Source organism: Enterococcus sp. GC34 (genome assembly GCF_040886645.1).
Taxonomy (GTDB): Bacteria; Bacillota; Bacilli; order Lactobacillales; family Enterococcaceae; genus Enterococcus; species Enterococcus faecalis.
On the sequence record NZ_JBFOEF010000020.1, the window covers coordinates 1 to 16,144 of the forward strand.

Annotated in this window: 19 protein-coding genes and 4 pseudogenes; 6 read left to right on the forward strand and 17 right to left on the reverse strand. The window is 35.3% G+C overall.

Annotated features, from left to right (window positions below; genetic code table 11):
* Window positions 1–262, forward strand: a 262-nt coding sequence (locus AB3I72_RS13425; RefSeq protein WP_368024005.1) for a hypothetical protein, incomplete at its 5' end; no start/stop codon positions are given.
* A 172-nt stretch (window positions 263–434) separates the two neighbouring features.
* Here AB3I72_RS13425 and AB3I72_RS13430 read toward each other — a convergent pair.
* From AB3I72_RS13430 to AB3I72_RS13440, 3 genes are read right to left on the reverse strand one after another with little or no spacing between them, the layout of a single operon-like run.
* Window positions 435–641 carry a hypothetical protein gene (locus tag AB3I72_RS13430; protein ID WP_238641404.1) on the reverse strand — a complete coding sequence of 69 codons (207 nt, stop codon included), beginning with the start codon at window positions 639–641 and terminating at the stop codon, window positions 435–437.
* Between the two features lies 1 nt (window position 642).
* A complete protein-coding gene (locus AB3I72_RS13435; protein WP_033628686.1) occupies window positions 643–954 on the reverse strand; it encodes a hypothetical protein in 312 nt (103 codons plus the stop codon).
* Window positions 944–1,564, reverse strand: coding sequence for a recombinase family protein (locus AB3I72_RS13440; protein ID WP_161971889.1), 621 nt, complete (start codon window positions 1,562–1,564; stop codon window positions 944–946). Before AB3I72_RS13440 ends, AB3I72_RS13435 begins: the two co-directional genes overlap by 11 nt.
* 203 nt (window positions 1,565–1,767) lie before the next feature.
* Between AB3I72_RS13440 and AB3I72_RS13445 the strand changes: the two genes are divergently transcribed.
* The 4 genes from AB3I72_RS13445 to fic all read left to right on the forward strand — a co-directional run bounded on the left by AB3I72_RS13445 (window position 1,768) and on the right by fic (window position 4,259).
* Window positions 1,768–1,998, forward strand: a complete 231-nt coding sequence (locus tag AB3I72_RS13445; RefSeq protein WP_002362431.1) for a hypothetical protein — start codon at window positions 1,768–1,770, stop codon at window positions 1,996–1,998.
* Window positions 1,998–2,339, forward strand: a complete 342-nt coding sequence (locus AB3I72_RS13450) for a type II toxin-antitoxin system PemK/MazF family toxin (protein WP_002394791.1) — start codon at window positions 1,998–2,000, stop codon at window positions 2,337–2,339. The genes AB3I72_RS13445 and AB3I72_RS13450 overlap by 1 nt, the downstream gene beginning before the upstream one ends.
* A gap of 111 nt (window positions 2,340–2,450) precedes the next feature.
* Window positions 2,451–3,389: a hypothetical protein gene (locus AB3I72_RS13455; RefSeq protein ID WP_002394789.1), complete on the forward strand. Its 939-nt coding sequence runs from the start codon at window positions 2,451–2,453 to the stop codon at window positions 3,387–3,389.
* Window positions 3,390–3,656: 267 nt separating this feature from the next.
* A complete protein-coding gene (gene fic, locus AB3I72_RS13460) occupies window positions 3,657–4,259 on the forward strand; it encodes a protein adenylyltransferase Fic (protein ID WP_002367780.1) in 603 nt (200 codons plus the stop codon).
* A 234-nt stretch (window positions 4,260–4,493) separates the two neighbouring features.
* Here the strand turns inward: fic and AB3I72_RS13465 are convergent, their stop codons facing one another.
* The 9 genes and pseudogenes from AB3I72_RS13465 to AB3I72_RS13505 form a co-directional block, all read right to left on the reverse strand.
* A complete protein-coding gene (locus AB3I72_RS13465) occupies window positions 4,494–5,174 on the reverse strand; it encodes an IS6 family transposase (RefSeq protein WP_071621256.1) in 681 nt (226 codons plus the stop codon).
* Window positions 5,175–5,492: 318 nt separating this feature from the next.
* Complete coding sequence (locus AB3I72_RS13470) at window positions 5,493–6,191, reverse strand: Crp/Fnr family transcriptional regulator (RefSeq protein ID WP_002397506.1); 699 nt, start codon at window positions 6,189–6,191, stop codon at window positions 5,493–5,495.
* Window positions 6,192–6,207: 16 nt separating this feature from the next.
* Complete coding sequence (locus AB3I72_RS13475; protein WP_002397505.1) at window positions 6,208–6,759, reverse strand: DNA starvation/stationary phase protection protein; 552 nt, start codon at window positions 6,757–6,759, stop codon at window positions 6,208–6,210.
* Between the two features lie 3 nt (window positions 6,760–6,762).
* Entirely contained in the window at window positions 6,763–6,999 is a 237-nt protein-coding gene (locus AB3I72_RS13480) for a heavy-metal-associated domain-containing protein (RefSeq protein WP_002397503.1), read from the reverse strand.
* Window positions 7,000–7,062: 63 nt separating this feature from the next.
* Window positions 7,063–8,913, reverse strand: a complete 1,851-nt coding sequence (locus tag AB3I72_RS13485) for a heavy metal translocating P-type ATPase (protein WP_010717769.1) — start codon at window positions 8,911–8,913, stop codon at window positions 7,063–7,065.
* Between the two features lie 367 nt (window positions 8,914–9,280).
* Window positions 9,281–10,698, reverse strand: a pseudogene (locus AB3I72_RS13490) (IS3 family transposase).
* Window positions 10,699–10,783: 85 nt separating this feature from the next.
* Window positions 10,784–11,026: a hypothetical protein gene (locus AB3I72_RS13495; protein WP_002397496.1), complete on the reverse strand. Its 243-nt coding sequence runs from the start codon at window positions 11,024–11,026 to the stop codon at window positions 10,784–10,786.
* Between the two features lie 157 nt (window positions 11,027–11,183).
* Window positions 11,184–11,408 (reverse strand): annotated as a pseudogene (locus tag AB3I72_RS13500) (thermonuclease family protein); the annotation flags it as partial.
* The gene (locus tag AB3I72_RS13505) at window positions 11,375–11,584 is read right to left on the reverse strand and encodes a hypothetical protein (RefSeq protein WP_002397493.1); all 210 of its coding nucleotides are present in this window, start codon (window positions 11,582–11,584) and stop codon (window positions 11,375–11,377) included. The gene AB3I72_RS13505 and the pseudogene AB3I72_RS13500, both read right to left, overlap by 34 nt.
* Before the next feature lie 121 nt (window positions 11,585–11,705).
* Between AB3I72_RS13505 and AB3I72_RS13510 the strand changes: the two are divergent.
* Window positions 11,706–12,158: pseudogene (locus AB3I72_RS13510) on the forward strand (PcfJ domain-containing protein); the annotation flags it as partial.
* Between the two features lie 516 nt (window positions 12,159–12,674).
* Here AB3I72_RS13510 and AB3I72_RS13515 read toward each other — a convergent pair.
* From AB3I72_RS13515 to AB3I72_RS13535, 5 genes and pseudogenes are all read right to left on the reverse strand, one after another.
* Window positions 12,675–13,025, reverse strand: a complete 351-nt coding sequence (locus AB3I72_RS13515; RefSeq protein ID WP_113826544.1) for a PcfH protein — start codon at window positions 13,023–13,025, stop codon at window positions 12,675–12,677.
* A gap of 32 nt (window positions 13,026–13,057) precedes the next feature.
* Complete coding sequence (locus tag AB3I72_RS13520) at window positions 13,058–14,743, reverse strand: relaxase/mobilization nuclease domain-containing protein (protein ID WP_048948782.1); 1,686 nt, start codon at window positions 14,741–14,743, stop codon at window positions 13,058–13,060.
* Window positions 14,744–15,100 (reverse strand): plasmid mobilization relaxosome protein MobC, encoded by a 357-nt coding sequence (gene mobC, locus AB3I72_RS13525; RefSeq protein WP_002365872.1) that lies wholly within the window; start codon window positions 15,098–15,100, stop codon window positions 14,744–14,746.
* Window positions 15,101–15,345: 245 nt separating this feature from the next.
* On the reverse strand, window positions 15,346–15,618 hold the full coding sequence (locus tag AB3I72_RS13530) for an LtrD (protein ID WP_002362409.1): 273 nt from the start codon (window positions 15,616–15,618) through the stop codon (window positions 15,346–15,348).
* 32 nt (window positions 15,619–15,650) lie between these two features.
* Window positions 15,651–16,144: pseudogene (locus tag AB3I72_RS13535) on the reverse strand (DNA primase); the annotation flags it as partial.

Here is a 16,144-nt window from a genome sequence, read left to right on the forward strand (position 1 = left end):
ACTATGTCAATTGGTGGAACCACCTTCGGTTGCACGGTACAATCGGAATAGCATACGGAAAGAAGTTCTGCACCTTATAAAATTTGTCAAAAAAACTGTTCCCATTCCACATCCACCAAATGCAAGCTTATACTGTTTACCACAACTTTTACATTTGTATTCTGTTCGTTTCCAACGAATACGTTCCGCTAACATGCCACAATCACAAGAAATATACTCAATCAAAACACCTTCAGCTCTGTTAGCTACTTCTATTTTCTGATAATCATACTCTTTTCTCATAACTAGTCACCTTAAATAATAACTACCACAAATTTATTTATCATGAAGGCAACAACTAAAAATTAAGGGATTACTTTAAGCACTTTATTTGACACTATTTAATGAGTAATTAGTTGTTGCCTATTACTATTTTATCAATATTTCCTCTTTTTTCAAATTTTTTTTTGGCTTATTTCTACAAAAATACCCTTACTTAATTTGTATTCTTTTTTACAATTACTACACTTAAAATGATTATATTTTCCCAACTCTCTTCTAGCCAATTGGCCACAATCACAATCAACATAAGCAACTACATTTGTTTTATTCCACGTAGTAATTTCTATTCCCCAATGATCATATTTTTTTCGAACAACCATCTTAATTCTCTCCATTTCTAAAGCTATATCTTGCAACCATTTCTCTAAATTCTTTTTTTATTTTAGGACGCACTCGCAATACTTCTTCGGCCAACTCTAATAATAGTTTTTCTACTTTTACTGACATCGTATCAAAAATAACCATTGGCTTATTTTCTTTTTCGACGCGTTTTTTGTATCTTTGATAATTTGCAGAATAGAGTCGACCATTTGACATTTTTTCTATTCCGTATCCTGAAATCAAAGGATTTTCCAACATCTGAATAATCTTCTCTCTATTTTCCATAATAACTACTCCTGAATTATTTCTCATTAAGTAACTGTTCTTCCTTTGCTTGTTTCTTGATTCGTTTGAGAGTAGATAAAGAAATACCTGTTTTCCTTTCCACTTCTCGCATGCTATTTGTTTCCATTAACTCTAGTGCATGTTTATATTTATCATTTAGAACTCTTTTCGGACGTCCTTCTCGATAGTTTTTATTGTTTGCTCGATGCCATTGTTTTCCTTCTTGCGTTCTCGTCACGATTAAATCTCTTTCAAATTGCGCAAAGCTCCCCAACATGTTCATCATTAATGTTTGCATAGAATCACTTTTATTTGGCTCAAAGGTTAGGGCATTATCTAAGAAGGTGATAGTCACTCCTGAATTGTTTAAAGAAGAGATAATCGAATTTAAATCAACGATACTTCTAGCTAGCCGATCAATTTTCGTAACTAAAACTTTATCGCCAGGTTTTACAATAGATAGTAGTTCTTCTAATTCTTTTCTTCCTTCTTTTTTTGTTCCCGTATATTTTTCACTGAATATTTTTTCTGCTCCGGCTTTTTCTAGTTTTTGAATCTGGGTTTTGTAATCTTGATTACTAGTACTCACTCGTGAATAACCATAAATGGGCAAAATTTCCTCACCTTTTCTGAACATAAGTTTTTGACACTAGATAATTCCAAGTGTAGCACGAAAAAACAAAGAGGTCAAAAACTTTTAAGTATCTGAACCCAATGAATTAATCCCGAAATATCTAATCTCGATTATATAACTAAATTACACTAAGTTAATTAAATATAGTGTATAATTATTTAAAACTACTTAATTATTTAGTATAATGAAATACAAGAGGTGATTGGATGTTAACAACAAAATCTAGAAAACAAGGAAGTTCTGTAGTATTGACATTACCATCTAATAACGGACAGAAACCAAAAGCAGACCAAGAATATATAGTGATGTATTCTGATGATGGGACAATTACGTTAGTCCCTAAATTACAAGATCCATTTAGTGGTGGATCAGAAGGGGAGTACTACGAAAAAGATGAATGGCATGACATTGAACCTGGAGGGAGAGAATTATTTTAATGAGTGACGAAAAGAAATATATTCCTAAAAAGGGCGATATTGTATGGATAGATTTCGATCCTTCAGTTGGAAAAGAAATACAGAAAAGACGTCCAGGTCTAGTAGTTTCTAGATATGAGTTTAATAGAAAGACAATGTTTGCAGTAATTTGTCCCATAACTTCTACAATTAAAAATATGCCCACTCGTTATACATTACCTGATGAAATGGAAACTCATGGACAAGTCGTTATTTCCCAATTAAAATCTTTAGATTTTACAGAAAGAAAGTTAAGCCAAATAGAACATTTACCATTAAAGGATATGGCTAAAATAGATCAAATCATTGAATACATTTTTTAATTATAATAGGAAGAAAGAATACATATAATATTTAATGTTCATGAATTCTTTCTTTTTATAACGTCTATTTACTATAACGTATTATAGTAAATAGACAGAAAGGAGGATAAATTGAACCTAAGAAAAATAGAACATGAAATTGAAGAAATATTGTCTAAGGATACTCATTCATGGGTGCGTCTATACGAGCTAATAAGAGAAGTAGAATATAGTAAATTATGGCGTAATGAGTATAGTTCTTTTACACAGTGGATTAAACATTTAGCATATGTAACAGGAGTAACTGAATCTCTAATATGGAAAAGAAAAAAAGCAGGAGAAATATACTTTGACTACCAACAACGAGCAAGAAGTAGGGGAGTTAGTGTTCCTAACATAGAGGACGTAGAAGTCAGTCCAGATAACTTTGAATTAGTAGAAAAAATTAGCCAAGGAAACAGCCAAATAAAAGATGAATTAATGCAACAAGTTTTAGCAAAAGATATTAAGCGATCTGATTTAGTAAACACTTGGTCAACTATTAAAACGATTCAAGCTAAAGAGGGTGGGGGAATCGTTAAAAAGAATAGATACTCTAAAATTGATAGTAGTGACGAACAAATATTTACTATATCTGATTTTTCGTTTGCATTGTCAGAAAGTTCGTGGTTACAAATTGCTAAGAATTCATATCACAAAGGAAAATCAGTTTATAAGCTAATTCCCAATTTTTCCTTTTATTCTTCGTTATTGATGAGATCTGTTACTTTAGATTTTTTATTGCTAGAAAACGTGTCTAGTAAATACACACAAGAATTAAATACACATAGCATCGAAATAGTTTTTTCGGATAACAAACTTAACAATATAATTTTAAATACTAAAACTAATTATAGCTGGGTCGTTGTTCCTGAAGATATCTCACTCATTGCACTTAAACAGCTTCCTAAAGAAATAGGGTTATTAAAAATTTCATCTAAAAGAATAATACAAGTTGTTAGGAATGCAGCACTTACTAATGAAACTAGTAAATTAGATATTTTGCAAGCGTTCATTGTTAAAAATATCTAAATTAATGTCTAATATGTAATAACAAAAAACATCTATTATATATCATCAACTATCTATCATGATGATGTTCCAGATTTAAAAAAGGGCATTGAGTTTATTTTCACCATTAGGAAAAAAATATATTATTGGAGAAAAGCTGGATAGTATGTATCTTTAGTTTTTTGATTGTTATGTAGCTTTCGTGCTAAAATACATTGAAAAACTTAGCATGAAAGTTGAAAGAGTTATTGAAAAAGAGGATTAATAATTAATAGGCGGTGAATTCAGTTGTTAGAAAACAAATTAGGTATTATTAACCAACTTGAGTTAAACAGAGTTGAGGAACGTGTCAGTAAAGAAAAGGCAAAACAATTATATGACTCTGGAGATATTGACAGAGTAGAAATTGGAACATTCAAAGGTCTATCATATATCCATAATTATTTGTTTGAAGATATTTATGAATTTGCAGGTAAAGTACGAAGTCAAAATATTTCTAAAGGAAATTTTCGCTTTGCGCCAGTAATGTATCTAGAAGTCGCTTTAGAACATATAGATAAAATGCCACAAAGTAATCTAGATGAAATTGTAGCCAAATATGTTGAAATGAACATCGCTCACCCTTTTCGTGAAGGTAATGGTAGAGCAACCCGAATATGGCTAGACCTAATCCTGAAAAAAGAATTACAGCAAGTTGTAGACTGGAACTTAATCAATAAGGAAGATTATTTGTCTGCAATGGAAAGAAGCCCAGTCAAAGATTTGGAAATCAAATATTTAATCTCAAATGCTTTAACTGATAAAATTAATGATAGAGAAATCTTCATGAAGGGTATTGATATTAGCTATTATTATGAAGGGTACACCGAATACAATGTTGATGACTTATAATCTAATTAAGAAAAAAATAATTTTTAGGAGTTTGTTATAGTCATAAAACGAACTAAAAAAATTATAGCCCATACTATTGCTAGTTATATAATTTATCATTTTGATAGTAAGACTCTATAAACTTCAAATAAAGTTTTTGATTTAAATTGCTACACTAATCTCCAAATTAGATTTCAAATCGGTTCTGTTGCAAAGTTTGAAAATCAAACGCGCCCTCTCTGAACTCCAAATATCTTAGGCTGGTATTCCCATTAATACCTTGATTTCAGTAGACACCGAAAAGCCGAAGAGCGTTCCATTTCTTCGGTTCTTTTTATATATTCCTCGAATGGTCTCCATGCCCTTAATCGTGGAAGAGGCTGTACGGAGACTTTGATAAAATTTATTCCGTCGTTTAATAGGTCGATGGTCTTGTTCTATTAAATTGTTAAGATACTTCACAGTTCGGTGCTCTGTCTTAGTATATAAACCCACACTCTGTAACTTTCTAAAGGCGGAGCCAAGAGAAAGTGCTTTATCGGTCACAATTGCTTTCGGCTCACCAAACTGTTTATGGAGTCGTTTTAAGAAAGCATAGGCTGCTTGCGTATCCCGTTTCTTTCGTAACCAGATATCTAAGGTTAAGCCGTCCGCATCAATTGCACGATAAAGATAATGCCAACGTCCCTTAATTTTGATATAGGTTTCGTCCATTTTCCATGAATAGAAGGATTGTCTATTTTTCTTCTTCCAAAGATCATAGAGGACTTTGCTGTACTCTTGCACCCAACGATAAATCGTAGTATGACAAACATTTATTCCACGATCATATAACAATTCCTGAACTTCACGATAGCTTAGATTGTAACGCAGGTAGTAACCAACAGCGACAATAATGACGTCTTTTTTGAATTGTTTGCCTTTAAAATGATTTATTACTCTGTCCTCTCTGTCTTTTTTCTCAATTTTACACTAAAATAGATTTTTTGGAAACTTTGCAACAGAACCCGAATGGTTGTATTCTTTTGGCATCAAGTATTACACTGTAGAACTTCTGGACATAACCAAAAGATTGGGCAAAGAAGATTTCTTAATTATATCAATTTTTATTCCGCCTTGTAAATGACTAATTTGTTCCAAAAAACGAATAAAATGATCCGTATTTTCTACGACATGTAAGAATGACTCATCGTATAGATTTAAATAAGACATGCAAAAAAGGCTTGTCAGACTCTAATCTGGCAAGCCCTTTTTCTATTTTACTGAAAACAGCAATTTATCTAAATCCATAATTTCGATTCGATTCTTGCCATGTTGTCGAATCAAATCTTGCTCTTCCAAAGCTGAGAACTTCCGGCTGATCGTTTCTGGTGTTGTGCCTAAATAGGAAGCCAAGTCCTTTCTCGTCATAGGCAACTCAACAAAGGTATGGTTATTCTCGTCTGCCACATAATCAGCCAGAAAAGCCACAATTCTAGATGTCACATTTTCAATCCCCACTTGAGTCGTTTGTTTTTCCGATATTTGCAAACGTTGGGTTACATCCGCCAAAATCCGGCGCGTTATTTCAGGATAATTGTCTAGATGATTATCCAAATCTGCCTTATGAAGCATACAAACGGTCGTATCCAAGGCCGCTACTGCATAACTGTGATGTCTTTTATCCGATTGGAAAATGGCTACCTCTCCCGTAAAATCACCAGGATTTAAAATGCGAATCGTTTGCTCCCGGCCGGACTCGTTCAATTGGTAGATTCGAATTCGTCCCGAAGAAATAATATAGAGCGTATTGTCTTTTTCACCGACACGAAAGAGCAATTCATTTTTTGAAACTTTCTTCGTATGAGCCGATGTCGCGATTAAATCCATTTGTTCATCGGATAAATGGTTAAAAATGGGCACTAAGCGCACACAAGCCGTATGCCCTTCTCCATGGTGATGGTGGTAAGCCATAAACCTTCCTCCTTAACTAATCTTCGTCGATATAGTCATCGTCCTCTAAAGCATCTTTTCCAATAAATGCTTGTAGTTTCCAAATATTTACATCCAAACTATCTTTATAAGCAATCAACTGATCTTCCAGCGCATCATTGGCCTCTTCTTGCGCCAAATGAATGGCTTTGATGGTGAATTCACGGTTAGACCGGAAATCTTCTACAATTTGTGCTACCATTTCATCCGCCTCTAAATACTTATCAGCTGGATTTTCCTTAATAGTTGTATATTCTTGGAATTCAGCACTTGTCGAAGCTACCTTGTTACCAGCCGCTAACAAGCGCTCTGCCAAGCGATCGAACCATTCTTCATTTTCATTATACAAGTCTTCAAAGACCGTATGCAACGAATAGAAGTGTGGTCCTTTCACATACCAATGATATTGATGTAATTTTACGTGCAAGGCATGCATATTGGCTAACACATGGTCCACCACCGCAGCAGTATTAATTTTTGTATGGTGAATATGGTCTTTATATGCTTCCTCTTCCGTTAATTTCGCCTTTCTTTCATCTAAAGTAGACATGATTTACACACTCTCCTTCACTTTTGTGTTTAAAACTGTATAACCTAAATCTTCAATCGCCTGCTCAATTTCTTCAATAGCCACCTGATCTTGATCGTAATCGACTTTCACCTTGCTAGCGTTGAAGAGTACCTTCACCGAATCACCCATAACGCCAGTTGTTTGCTTCATTGCGCTTTCAATCTTCTGTAAACATGATGGACAAGTTAAAGTTTCTAATTTCAAAGTTGCTTTATTCATCATTACCACCTCCTTAACTATAGTCTATAAGGTCTTCTGCCAAATAAAATTGACCGGAATCAATTATTTTTCTTTATGTCCCCGCAACCGCATCGCATTGAAAATCACTACTAAAATACTAGCTTCATGAACCAACATGCCAATCGACATAGACATCCAATCAGAAAACAACAAGCTAGCCAGTAAAACAATTACCACACCAATCGCAATCACAATATTTTGTTGCATATTTGCATAGGTTGCTTGCGCTAAACTTAAGGCGTGGGGTAACCGATTGAAATTTGAATTCATTAGCACAACATCTGACGTCTCAATCGCTACATCTGTTCCGCCACCCATGGCAATCCCGATTTCAGCCGACGCCAGCGATGGACTATCATTCACTCCATCACCCACAAAGGCCACAATCTCGCCCGCAGTTTGCCGGTCCTTTAGAAATCGTTGCTTATCCTCAGGTAACATGGATCCGTACGCCTCAGTTAAGCCCAACTCTCGCTTGACCAAGTCTACCGTTCCTTGATTATCTCCTGACAAAACAATCAGATTCTTTACTCCAAGCACCTTCAACTTGGCCAAATCATTCTTAACTCCATCCCGGACTTGATCCCGAATGCCCATCATCACTTTCAACTCACCATCTACCGCCGTCATCACCAACGAATGCCCCGAATCCGCTAAACGCTGAACATCTAATTGAGCCTTGTCCGACAGTATTATATCTTTTTCTTCCATTAAGAAGGGGTTACCAATGGCAATCTGACGCCCAGCTACTTGCGCAACAATGCCCCCACCTTTCACAACACTTGTCTCTGTAACCTCTTTGACCGGAACATCCCCCAGCTCTTCTAAAATTGCTAAAGCCAAAGGATGGTCCGATTCTCGCTCAACAGATGCCAGATAAGAAAAGGTATTTTCAGTGTCATCATCATAATAAATCGTCTCCGCAACCTGCGGATTCCCCTCGGTTAAAGTTCCTGTTTTATCAAATAAAATCGTATCCACATTAGAAAAATCGCTAATCACTTCTGATCCCTTAAAGAGGACCCCATTTTTCGCACCATTTCCTATTCCGGCCACATTTGAAACTGGTACCCCAATCACTAAAGCACCAGGACAACCCAAAACTAGCACTGTTACTGCAATTTCAACATTTTGAGTAAATATCCAAACTAGAATACCAACCAGTAAAACCAGCGGCGTATACCAACGAGAAAATCGGTCAATAAACCGCTCCGCTTCAGATTTACTATCTTGCGCCTCCTCAACCAATTCAATAATTTTCCCAAAGGTAGAATCTTCCCCTATCTTGTTGGCAACAATTTTCATAGTCCCATTATCTAGAATCGTCCCGGCAAAAACCTCATCATCAACCACCTTCTTCACAGGAAAAGATTCACCCGTGATATTGGCCTCATTCACATGCCCTTGACCTTCAAAGACAGTGCCATCAACCGGTATCTTGGCACCAGTTTTTACCAGTAGTAAATCACCTTCATCCACCTCATCAATGTCCACTTCTTCAAACGTTCCATCCTCCATCTCTTTCAAAGCTGTTTCCGGCGTCATCTCCGTCAGCTCTTTAATTGCTGACCGTGTTTGATTTAAGGTACGTTGTTCTAAATAAGACCCCAGTAAAAACAAGAAAGTCACAATTGCCGACTCCTCAAAATTACGAATTAAAAAAGCCCCCAAAACCGCAATCGTCACTAACATATCAATCGAAATAACCTTCACTTTCATCGCCTGATAAGCCTGAATCGCAATCGGCGCCACACCAATAATCGATGCAATAATAAACGCCCCATTAAATAACCATTCACTATGCAAAACAAGATGCCCCAAGAAACCAATCACAATCAACAAACCCGAAACAACCGCAATCTGATTTTTATGTCTTAAAATGTACTGTTGCATATCAAAACCTCCATTCACTTTCTTACCTATAGTCTAGGCAAAGATACCAGATAAAAAATTGATGGTAGTCAATTAAACTATATCATGGACATTTGATTTTTTCTTTAATGAGATATACCAATAATATCTAAAAACTAACAACATTTACTTATAATTGCTTTGTACTTGATATTAATGGTATAAATATACTGTAGGAAGCACAAATCACTTCTTTACAAATCTATCTATTTTGCCAGTCGGCAGAAAACGGCTGGCTATTTATCTGGTAAAAAAGCAATCAGTGATTGTAGTGACCCCAAAAAGTTAGACTTTTTTCTGAGTGGAGAACCCCACTCCGTTTTTTGTTGCTTTTATTATCACTTTTATTCTAGGCAGCTTTTAATGCCGCCTCTCTAAATTGCACTGGACTCTGCCAGTTTAGCTTTCCCTTCATACGTTCATGATTGTAGTAATGGATGTAGTCTTCAATTGCTTGCTTCAATTCCTCAAAGCTATGATATTCTCGTCCATGATAGATTTTTTGTTTCAACAGGCTAAAGAAATTCTCCATGATCGAATTATCCAAGCAGGTACCTTTACGAGACATACTTTGGAAGATCTTATGTTTTTTCAGCGTATGATTATAAGCTTTCATTTGATAGGCCCACCCTTGATCGGAGTGAAAGGTGCGCCGATAGATACAGTCATTTGTTACTTGGATTGCTTCCTATAAAGCCTCCATAATTGCCAATGCGTTTGGCCTCTCTGAAATACGATAAGAGATAATCTCGCTGTTGTACATATCTAAAAAGGGATCAAGATATAGTTTCTATTCACGAATAGTACCTGATTTGTCCGGTTCAAAATATTTTAGCTCCGTAGTGTCGGTTGTGATCTTTTGATGACAAATACTGGTGTAAAAGCGCTGGTGAATTCGATTCTTCGCAATCGTTCCGATTTTTCCACGATAAGAGCGATAGCGGCGGGATTTCCTCGTGAATGATTGGACTTCAATTCCTAACTTTCGAATCAAACGTTGAACCTTCTTTTTGTTTACATGAAATCCCCGATTTCGCAATTCCTTTGTGATACGTAAACAGCCATAATTTGTATGTTTTTCTCTTATTTTGAGCATTTCTTCTTCGATTTTCTGATCTGGATTTTCTCGATCAAACCGTTTTTGCCAATACATAAAAGTTGATTTAGGAAATTTCAAGGTTTCAAGAAGCTCAACTAATTTGAATGATCCTCGGAGGCTGTCGATGATTCGTGCGATTGATTCTTTCGTCTTTGTTGAGCTTCCTGTTTTCGCAGCTTCCTCAATTCTTTTAAAAAGGCATTCTCGATCTGAAGGGAGCGCACTAGTTTTTCTAATTCCTTGATGCGATCGCGTTCTTCAGGTGTTTCTTTCTTTGTTTTCTTCTCTTCTTTTTTTCTTAGGCAAAATCGATGGACGCCCTTTCGTTGTTGAGAGTCCATCGATTCCTTCAGTACGAAAGATTCTCATCCAGTTGGCAACTAACGAGGGGTTGTTTATCCCTAAATGATTCGCCACTTCACGATAGGACAGCTCAGTTGTTTGATATAACTCTATCGCATCCATCTTGAATTGACCAGAATAACTTTGGTTTTGACGTTTTCGAAGGAGTCCTTCTTTACCGAACTCTTGATAACCCTTAACCCAATCTCTTACTTGTCCCATACTCTTAATACCGTATTTTTTTGCTAGATATGGATATCCTCCTTTTCCTCTTTTAAATACTCATGAATGATTGTCATCTTTAGTTCGAAACTATATTTACTCATGAAAATACCGACCTCCAGAAGTTAGATTTTTGGTCTAACTTTTGGGGGTCGGTACAGTGATCGATTGCTTTTTTTGTACTTAATTTTAATGTAGTTCCTTGTAAGATAAATACAATAAATAGTTTGTCTTCTCAATGAATTGGTAGATTGCCAGTTTTATCGTAGTGCTTATACCCTCCATTTTATTTAATTTACTCTCTACCTCTTCCTTGTTATAAGTAAAAAAGTTATCTTGCCATACCAACGCTATTACTAATTCTTCTTCATAAAAACTTATAAAGTAGGTACACCCATAAGAATTTCCTCTTTCATGTGCATAAATTTGCATACGAACCTTTTCCTTCCCTTTTTATTTGTGGTATCAAAGGCTATTTTACCACTATTTTTTATTATCCATCTCCTCTTAATTGCTTGTTGTGCGCTAATTCTAATTCATCCGCTATTTGCCTTAACCATTGAACTATTTATTTGCTCCTTCATCTTCTTTATTTATACCCTCTTTCAATTACATATCCTGGTATGCTCCAAATTCCGACTGATTTATTTTTAGCCTTTTCTTGTTCTTCCTCTAATTCTAGTAGATACTTAGTGTTAGGCTCTTTGACATAAGCCACACGTGCTAAACTTTCACTCACAAGTGTTTTTTGTAGTAATGTTCCATCTACAAAAATATACCCTAACACTCGTCCGTATCGATCTGTTTTATTTCCACTATAGTTTCATTTCCTAACTCCTTAACTTTTTTCCGTTTTAATAAATAATCGATTTTCTTTTTTTCTAACCTATCAAACGTTAATCCTTCAACAGCTCGTTCCCATTTTGTTTGTTGTGCTGTACGTTTCTTTGTACTGTCTGCATATATTTTTTGTAAATTTCCATTAACCATGAGTCACTCCTCCTTAAAACGGTAAGTCATGATCTGAAATCTCAATAGAACTACCTTCTAAATCTGGAAAGGGTTGTTGCGTATTGCTTGCCTGCTGTCCAACTGGTGTAGGATTAGAAGCGTTAACACCCCACTTAATAACGATAGTGTATTGTATCCTGAAAACTTACAAGTAGCTCACGATAACGCTATGAACACGCTAAACCTTTTGAAAAGTGAGATTGAAGAAAAGCAGTATCAAGAACGGAAAAACCAAATTAAAGCGTTAGAAGCTGAAATTGACGACTTGCTCTTTCTCACACCGCATTCATTACAAGAAATCATTCAAGAAGGAAGTATTCTACGCCATTGTGTGGGCAGTCAACACTATATCGAACGGCATACGCAAGGAAAAACAACGATTGTTTTTATCCGAAGAAAAGAAAAGCCAGATATGCCTTACTTCACATTAGAATATCGAAATCAACAGGTTATACAAATACAAGGAAAATGTAACCGTCAGGAGGTACCAAAAAAGATAAAACAAGCAGTCAGACAATGGCAAGAGAATTTACAGCATGCCTTGTCATCATAATATAAGACAAACCTGATACTCGCTTTTAGCGAGTATCTTCTTGATTAGAAATCAAGAAAAGAGCGTTTTTTTCAGCGCGCCAAACTCCCACCGCCACCGCCGTTAAGGCGCGCTGAAAAAAAAGAAAGGCTTCCGCCTTTCTTCTTGTAGAGAATGTGTTATAATAAACATGTAAAGAGGACGTACTAGTCATACGCCCTCATGATAGCACCGTTTAAGACGGTGACCGATAATTAAATATTTTTACAAAAAATAACCAAACTCGGCTAAAGTTGACGGTTATTTTTTGTTGTTTTTATCACTAATTTTTAGAATTAATGTCGCAAAAGTAATCGCAAACATTAACGCTTCAAAAATAGTCAAAGCTAGTCCTTTCTAGGAGTATAGCCAAAAATCAACATAGGCAATCACCCCTTTTTCAGAGATTAGCCACCGTCATAAACCTTTACTATCTCGTATATTATACCATAAAACGCCTTGGCTTTTTTAAGTTAAGGCGTTTTAGCATAGGATCAATTATTCAGCCCACAGTTTAATTGGTACCCTGCTCAACCAATTAGAAAAATCCAGAAACCAACTGCCTAAGTCTTCGTTCCACGTAGCTAGATAATGGAAAAATAGAACGATCAATCCAAATAAAAGCCAAGCAATCCAACTTGCCCATTCCATTCTAAGTTCTTCAGTTGTTAAAATCACAATCGGGTAAACTAAAAAAATAAAAGCTAAAATTCGAGCAACGATTAGTATTAAAGTGGTAGTAAAACCACTAGTAAGAATCGTTAACAGCCCAATGTAACGGAAAAGAAGACGTAGAATAAAACAGGGTAAAAATAACACTACAGACAATCCTCGTTTCAAAATAAGCATAAAACTCTCCTTTCATTCCTTAACAGTTGTTTTTATAATTTTGGTTTGACATTATTTTGGTTTGCGGTTTCTTTTTTTTGTACAGCCTGAATTTCATGAAGTTGATTGATTTCATTTCGCGTTCGTTCCAATTTATTCTCTAACAGAGATTGACTGGTTTTAATTGCTTCTATTTCCCCTCGAACATCTTCATAAGAAAATTCCGCAAGTGTTGCGTCTGGTAATAATGTTTTCAATTTTTGCTGAATCAACTCTAGTTCTCCATTCAGTTCGTTTTCTAATAAGAGGTTGCTTAACTGGTGCAACTCCAACATCTTCTCGTCAAGAGTTTCTAAAGTTTCTTCTGCTTCAAGAAAAGCAGCTTCTAATTTCTCTTCTAATAATTCTAGTTGTCTTGTGTCCTCAATTTCATTAGCTGCTAAAAAATTAATAGCGTTGACTAATTCATCGATGGTTCGCATCACAGGTTCCTTTTTCAGTGGTGTTTGGCCATTATACAAGCGTAATTGTTTAATCAAAGTTTCACCAGTCATATACCGATTCCGGTCTGCATTTTTTTCATTCATCAGATAAAAAAAATCTTTACGTTTTACATAAATATTATACTGACCATTTTCAAGTGGATCTACTTTGTACGCCCCAATAAAGACTTTTCCTCTCTCTCCAAAGCCAAAATCAACATTTACATAATACCCTCTTGTTGTTTTATGAGAAATCTGCCACTCATCAATAGTTAATTGATAGTCAAATTCATTTTTAGTCTTCTCACTTTTTTCTACATATTTTTCAACAACCTCTTTCAAAGTTAAAACACTTTTATTTTCTTTCAATCGTTCAACAATCTTTTTATAATTATATCTAGTGGGGTCATTTTTTGACAAGCTTCGACTACGAGTATTTTTTATTTGTGGTTCGTCAAGTAATCGATAGGTCGTCCACTTTTTAGAAAAGTCTACCGATAAATTCAAAGCTTCTGCTTTTTCTAAGAAATCATTAATTGAAGAACTTTGTTCTAATAAAAAGTCTAAACGAGATTTTATTTTTTCCTTGTATAACGATTCAGTTTCCCACATGGTATATTTTTTATGCGAATTTTTTGGTGATTTTTCGATTATTTTTGCACCTTCCTTCGCTGCAATCTTATCCGAAATTTGTTCGAAGACTCTTTTGGTTCCTTTTTGCCAACGAAAGGCTTTACCTGTTTTTAAGTTGGTTGAACTAAAAATAATATGATTGTGTAAATGTTCCTTGTCGACATGTGTTGCGATCACAAATTCATACTCTCCACCCGTCAATTCCATCACCGTGTTGTATCCTATTTCATGTATTTTTTCTGGCGTTAAATCATCTTCTGGAGAAAAGGATTGGATTAAATGGTGTGCTAAAACGGCGTTGCCTTTTTCTAATTCTGTTAACGTTGGTGGAAGCAATCGTTCTGATTTTGGATCGAATGTGTACCCGATTTTTCGTTGAATTGCTGCTTGTAATTTTGTTAATTTAAATTCTTCATAAGGATTTGTTGGATCCACAATGCCATGCCCAGAAACTAATTTTTTCATGTACGTCTTATCGTCATTTACAATATATTGAAATAAATGTTCCAAGTGTTCAGACGGATTATCATTCGTGACTTCAGTTTTTTCTGCATTCTCAATATACGAGCAGGCATTGTTTAATTTATCAAATGTATGAATAACAAAATGTTTTGTATACACCATTTACGATTGTTCCTTTCTCTTTATTAATTTGTTTAATTCGCTCTGAACCAGCGCATTTAAACTATGAACTTTATCGGTCAAATCTTTAATATCTTCAGACGAAATTTCGTGAAACTGATTGGCCAGACGAGCCATTTGATTAATATTAATGCCAATTTTATGAATTTCGGTAGTTAGTCTGTTGAGTTCGGAATAGTCAACGTGGCGAATCTCTCCTTGAATCAAAAGGTGCAATGCAAAATTTTGAAAGTTCGGAAAGAAACTTTCTTCAATTTTTCGTTTGATTAAGTTATTTTCTTCTTCTGATAGTCTAACTATTCTTTGAATAGGACGTTTTAGCTTTTGTTTATTCTCCATAATTATTTCTTCTTTCTTTTACATAATAAGTAGTCTCCTTAGTTTGACAATTGGTTACACCCAAGGGTAGGCTTTCTTTTTGCGAGCAGAGCAACATGCTAGCATGTTGCGATATTTTGAATGACTCCTACCAAAAATACTGGTAGGAGTCGTTCAAATTTTTGGGGTTCCCCCAATCCCCATCGCTACACTTTGACATTTATTGACGTTTCAACTTACCAATTTTGACCTTTATTTTTTCTTTCTTATTGATAAGGAGCTAATAACTCATCCAGAAAGACCAAATACGCGTCATTTCCTTTCAACTTTCGTAAATAAGTGGCTGCTTCTTCGTAAGGAAATAAATCAATTTCTAATTCTTTTTCTTTAAAATCATGAATCAACGTATCCAGTTCTTTTAGCACCGTTCCTTTTGATTTTTCTTTCTTTTTCTGGTGGACTCTTGGTTGTTCACTAAGCGGGTCTGCCAAGAAAAATTGTGTCAGAATAAATTTACTTTCGTCCGTTAATTGGTCCATTTTGTTTTCTCCTTTTCTCTTATTATTTGTTTTTAAAATCGAGTAGAATTTGCTATTTGAGCAGAAATTTTTGGTTCATTTTGTTGCCTTTTTTGCTCGTTAGCTTGGGACTTTCCCACTTCAGTTTCTTTTTTCTTCGCATTCAATAAACGTTCTTCAAATTTATTTTGGGGAAGTTGAATGCCTTTTTCTATGGATAAAGTATGGTCGGCTTTTTCAATTAGCGTGCGCGCCTCTTTCGTGATCGTTTCTAACGATTGCGTAAATTCTTCTAACTTTTCTCCTTGCTTCGTCCAAGAAGAAAGATAACCAAAAGAATACGAGGACGTATCCAGCCCTAAGTGACGGGAGACAATATAGGCAACTGATTCCGCTTCAAATTCTTGTCGAGAATAAACGTCATCTCCAAATATCGCTTGCGAATCTGGGTGAAGCATGGCATGCGTCATTTCATGAAGTAAGACTTTTAAAGTCATCACTTCTCCTAAATGTTGTTGGAGGACAATTTCTTTTTTCGTTGGATCAT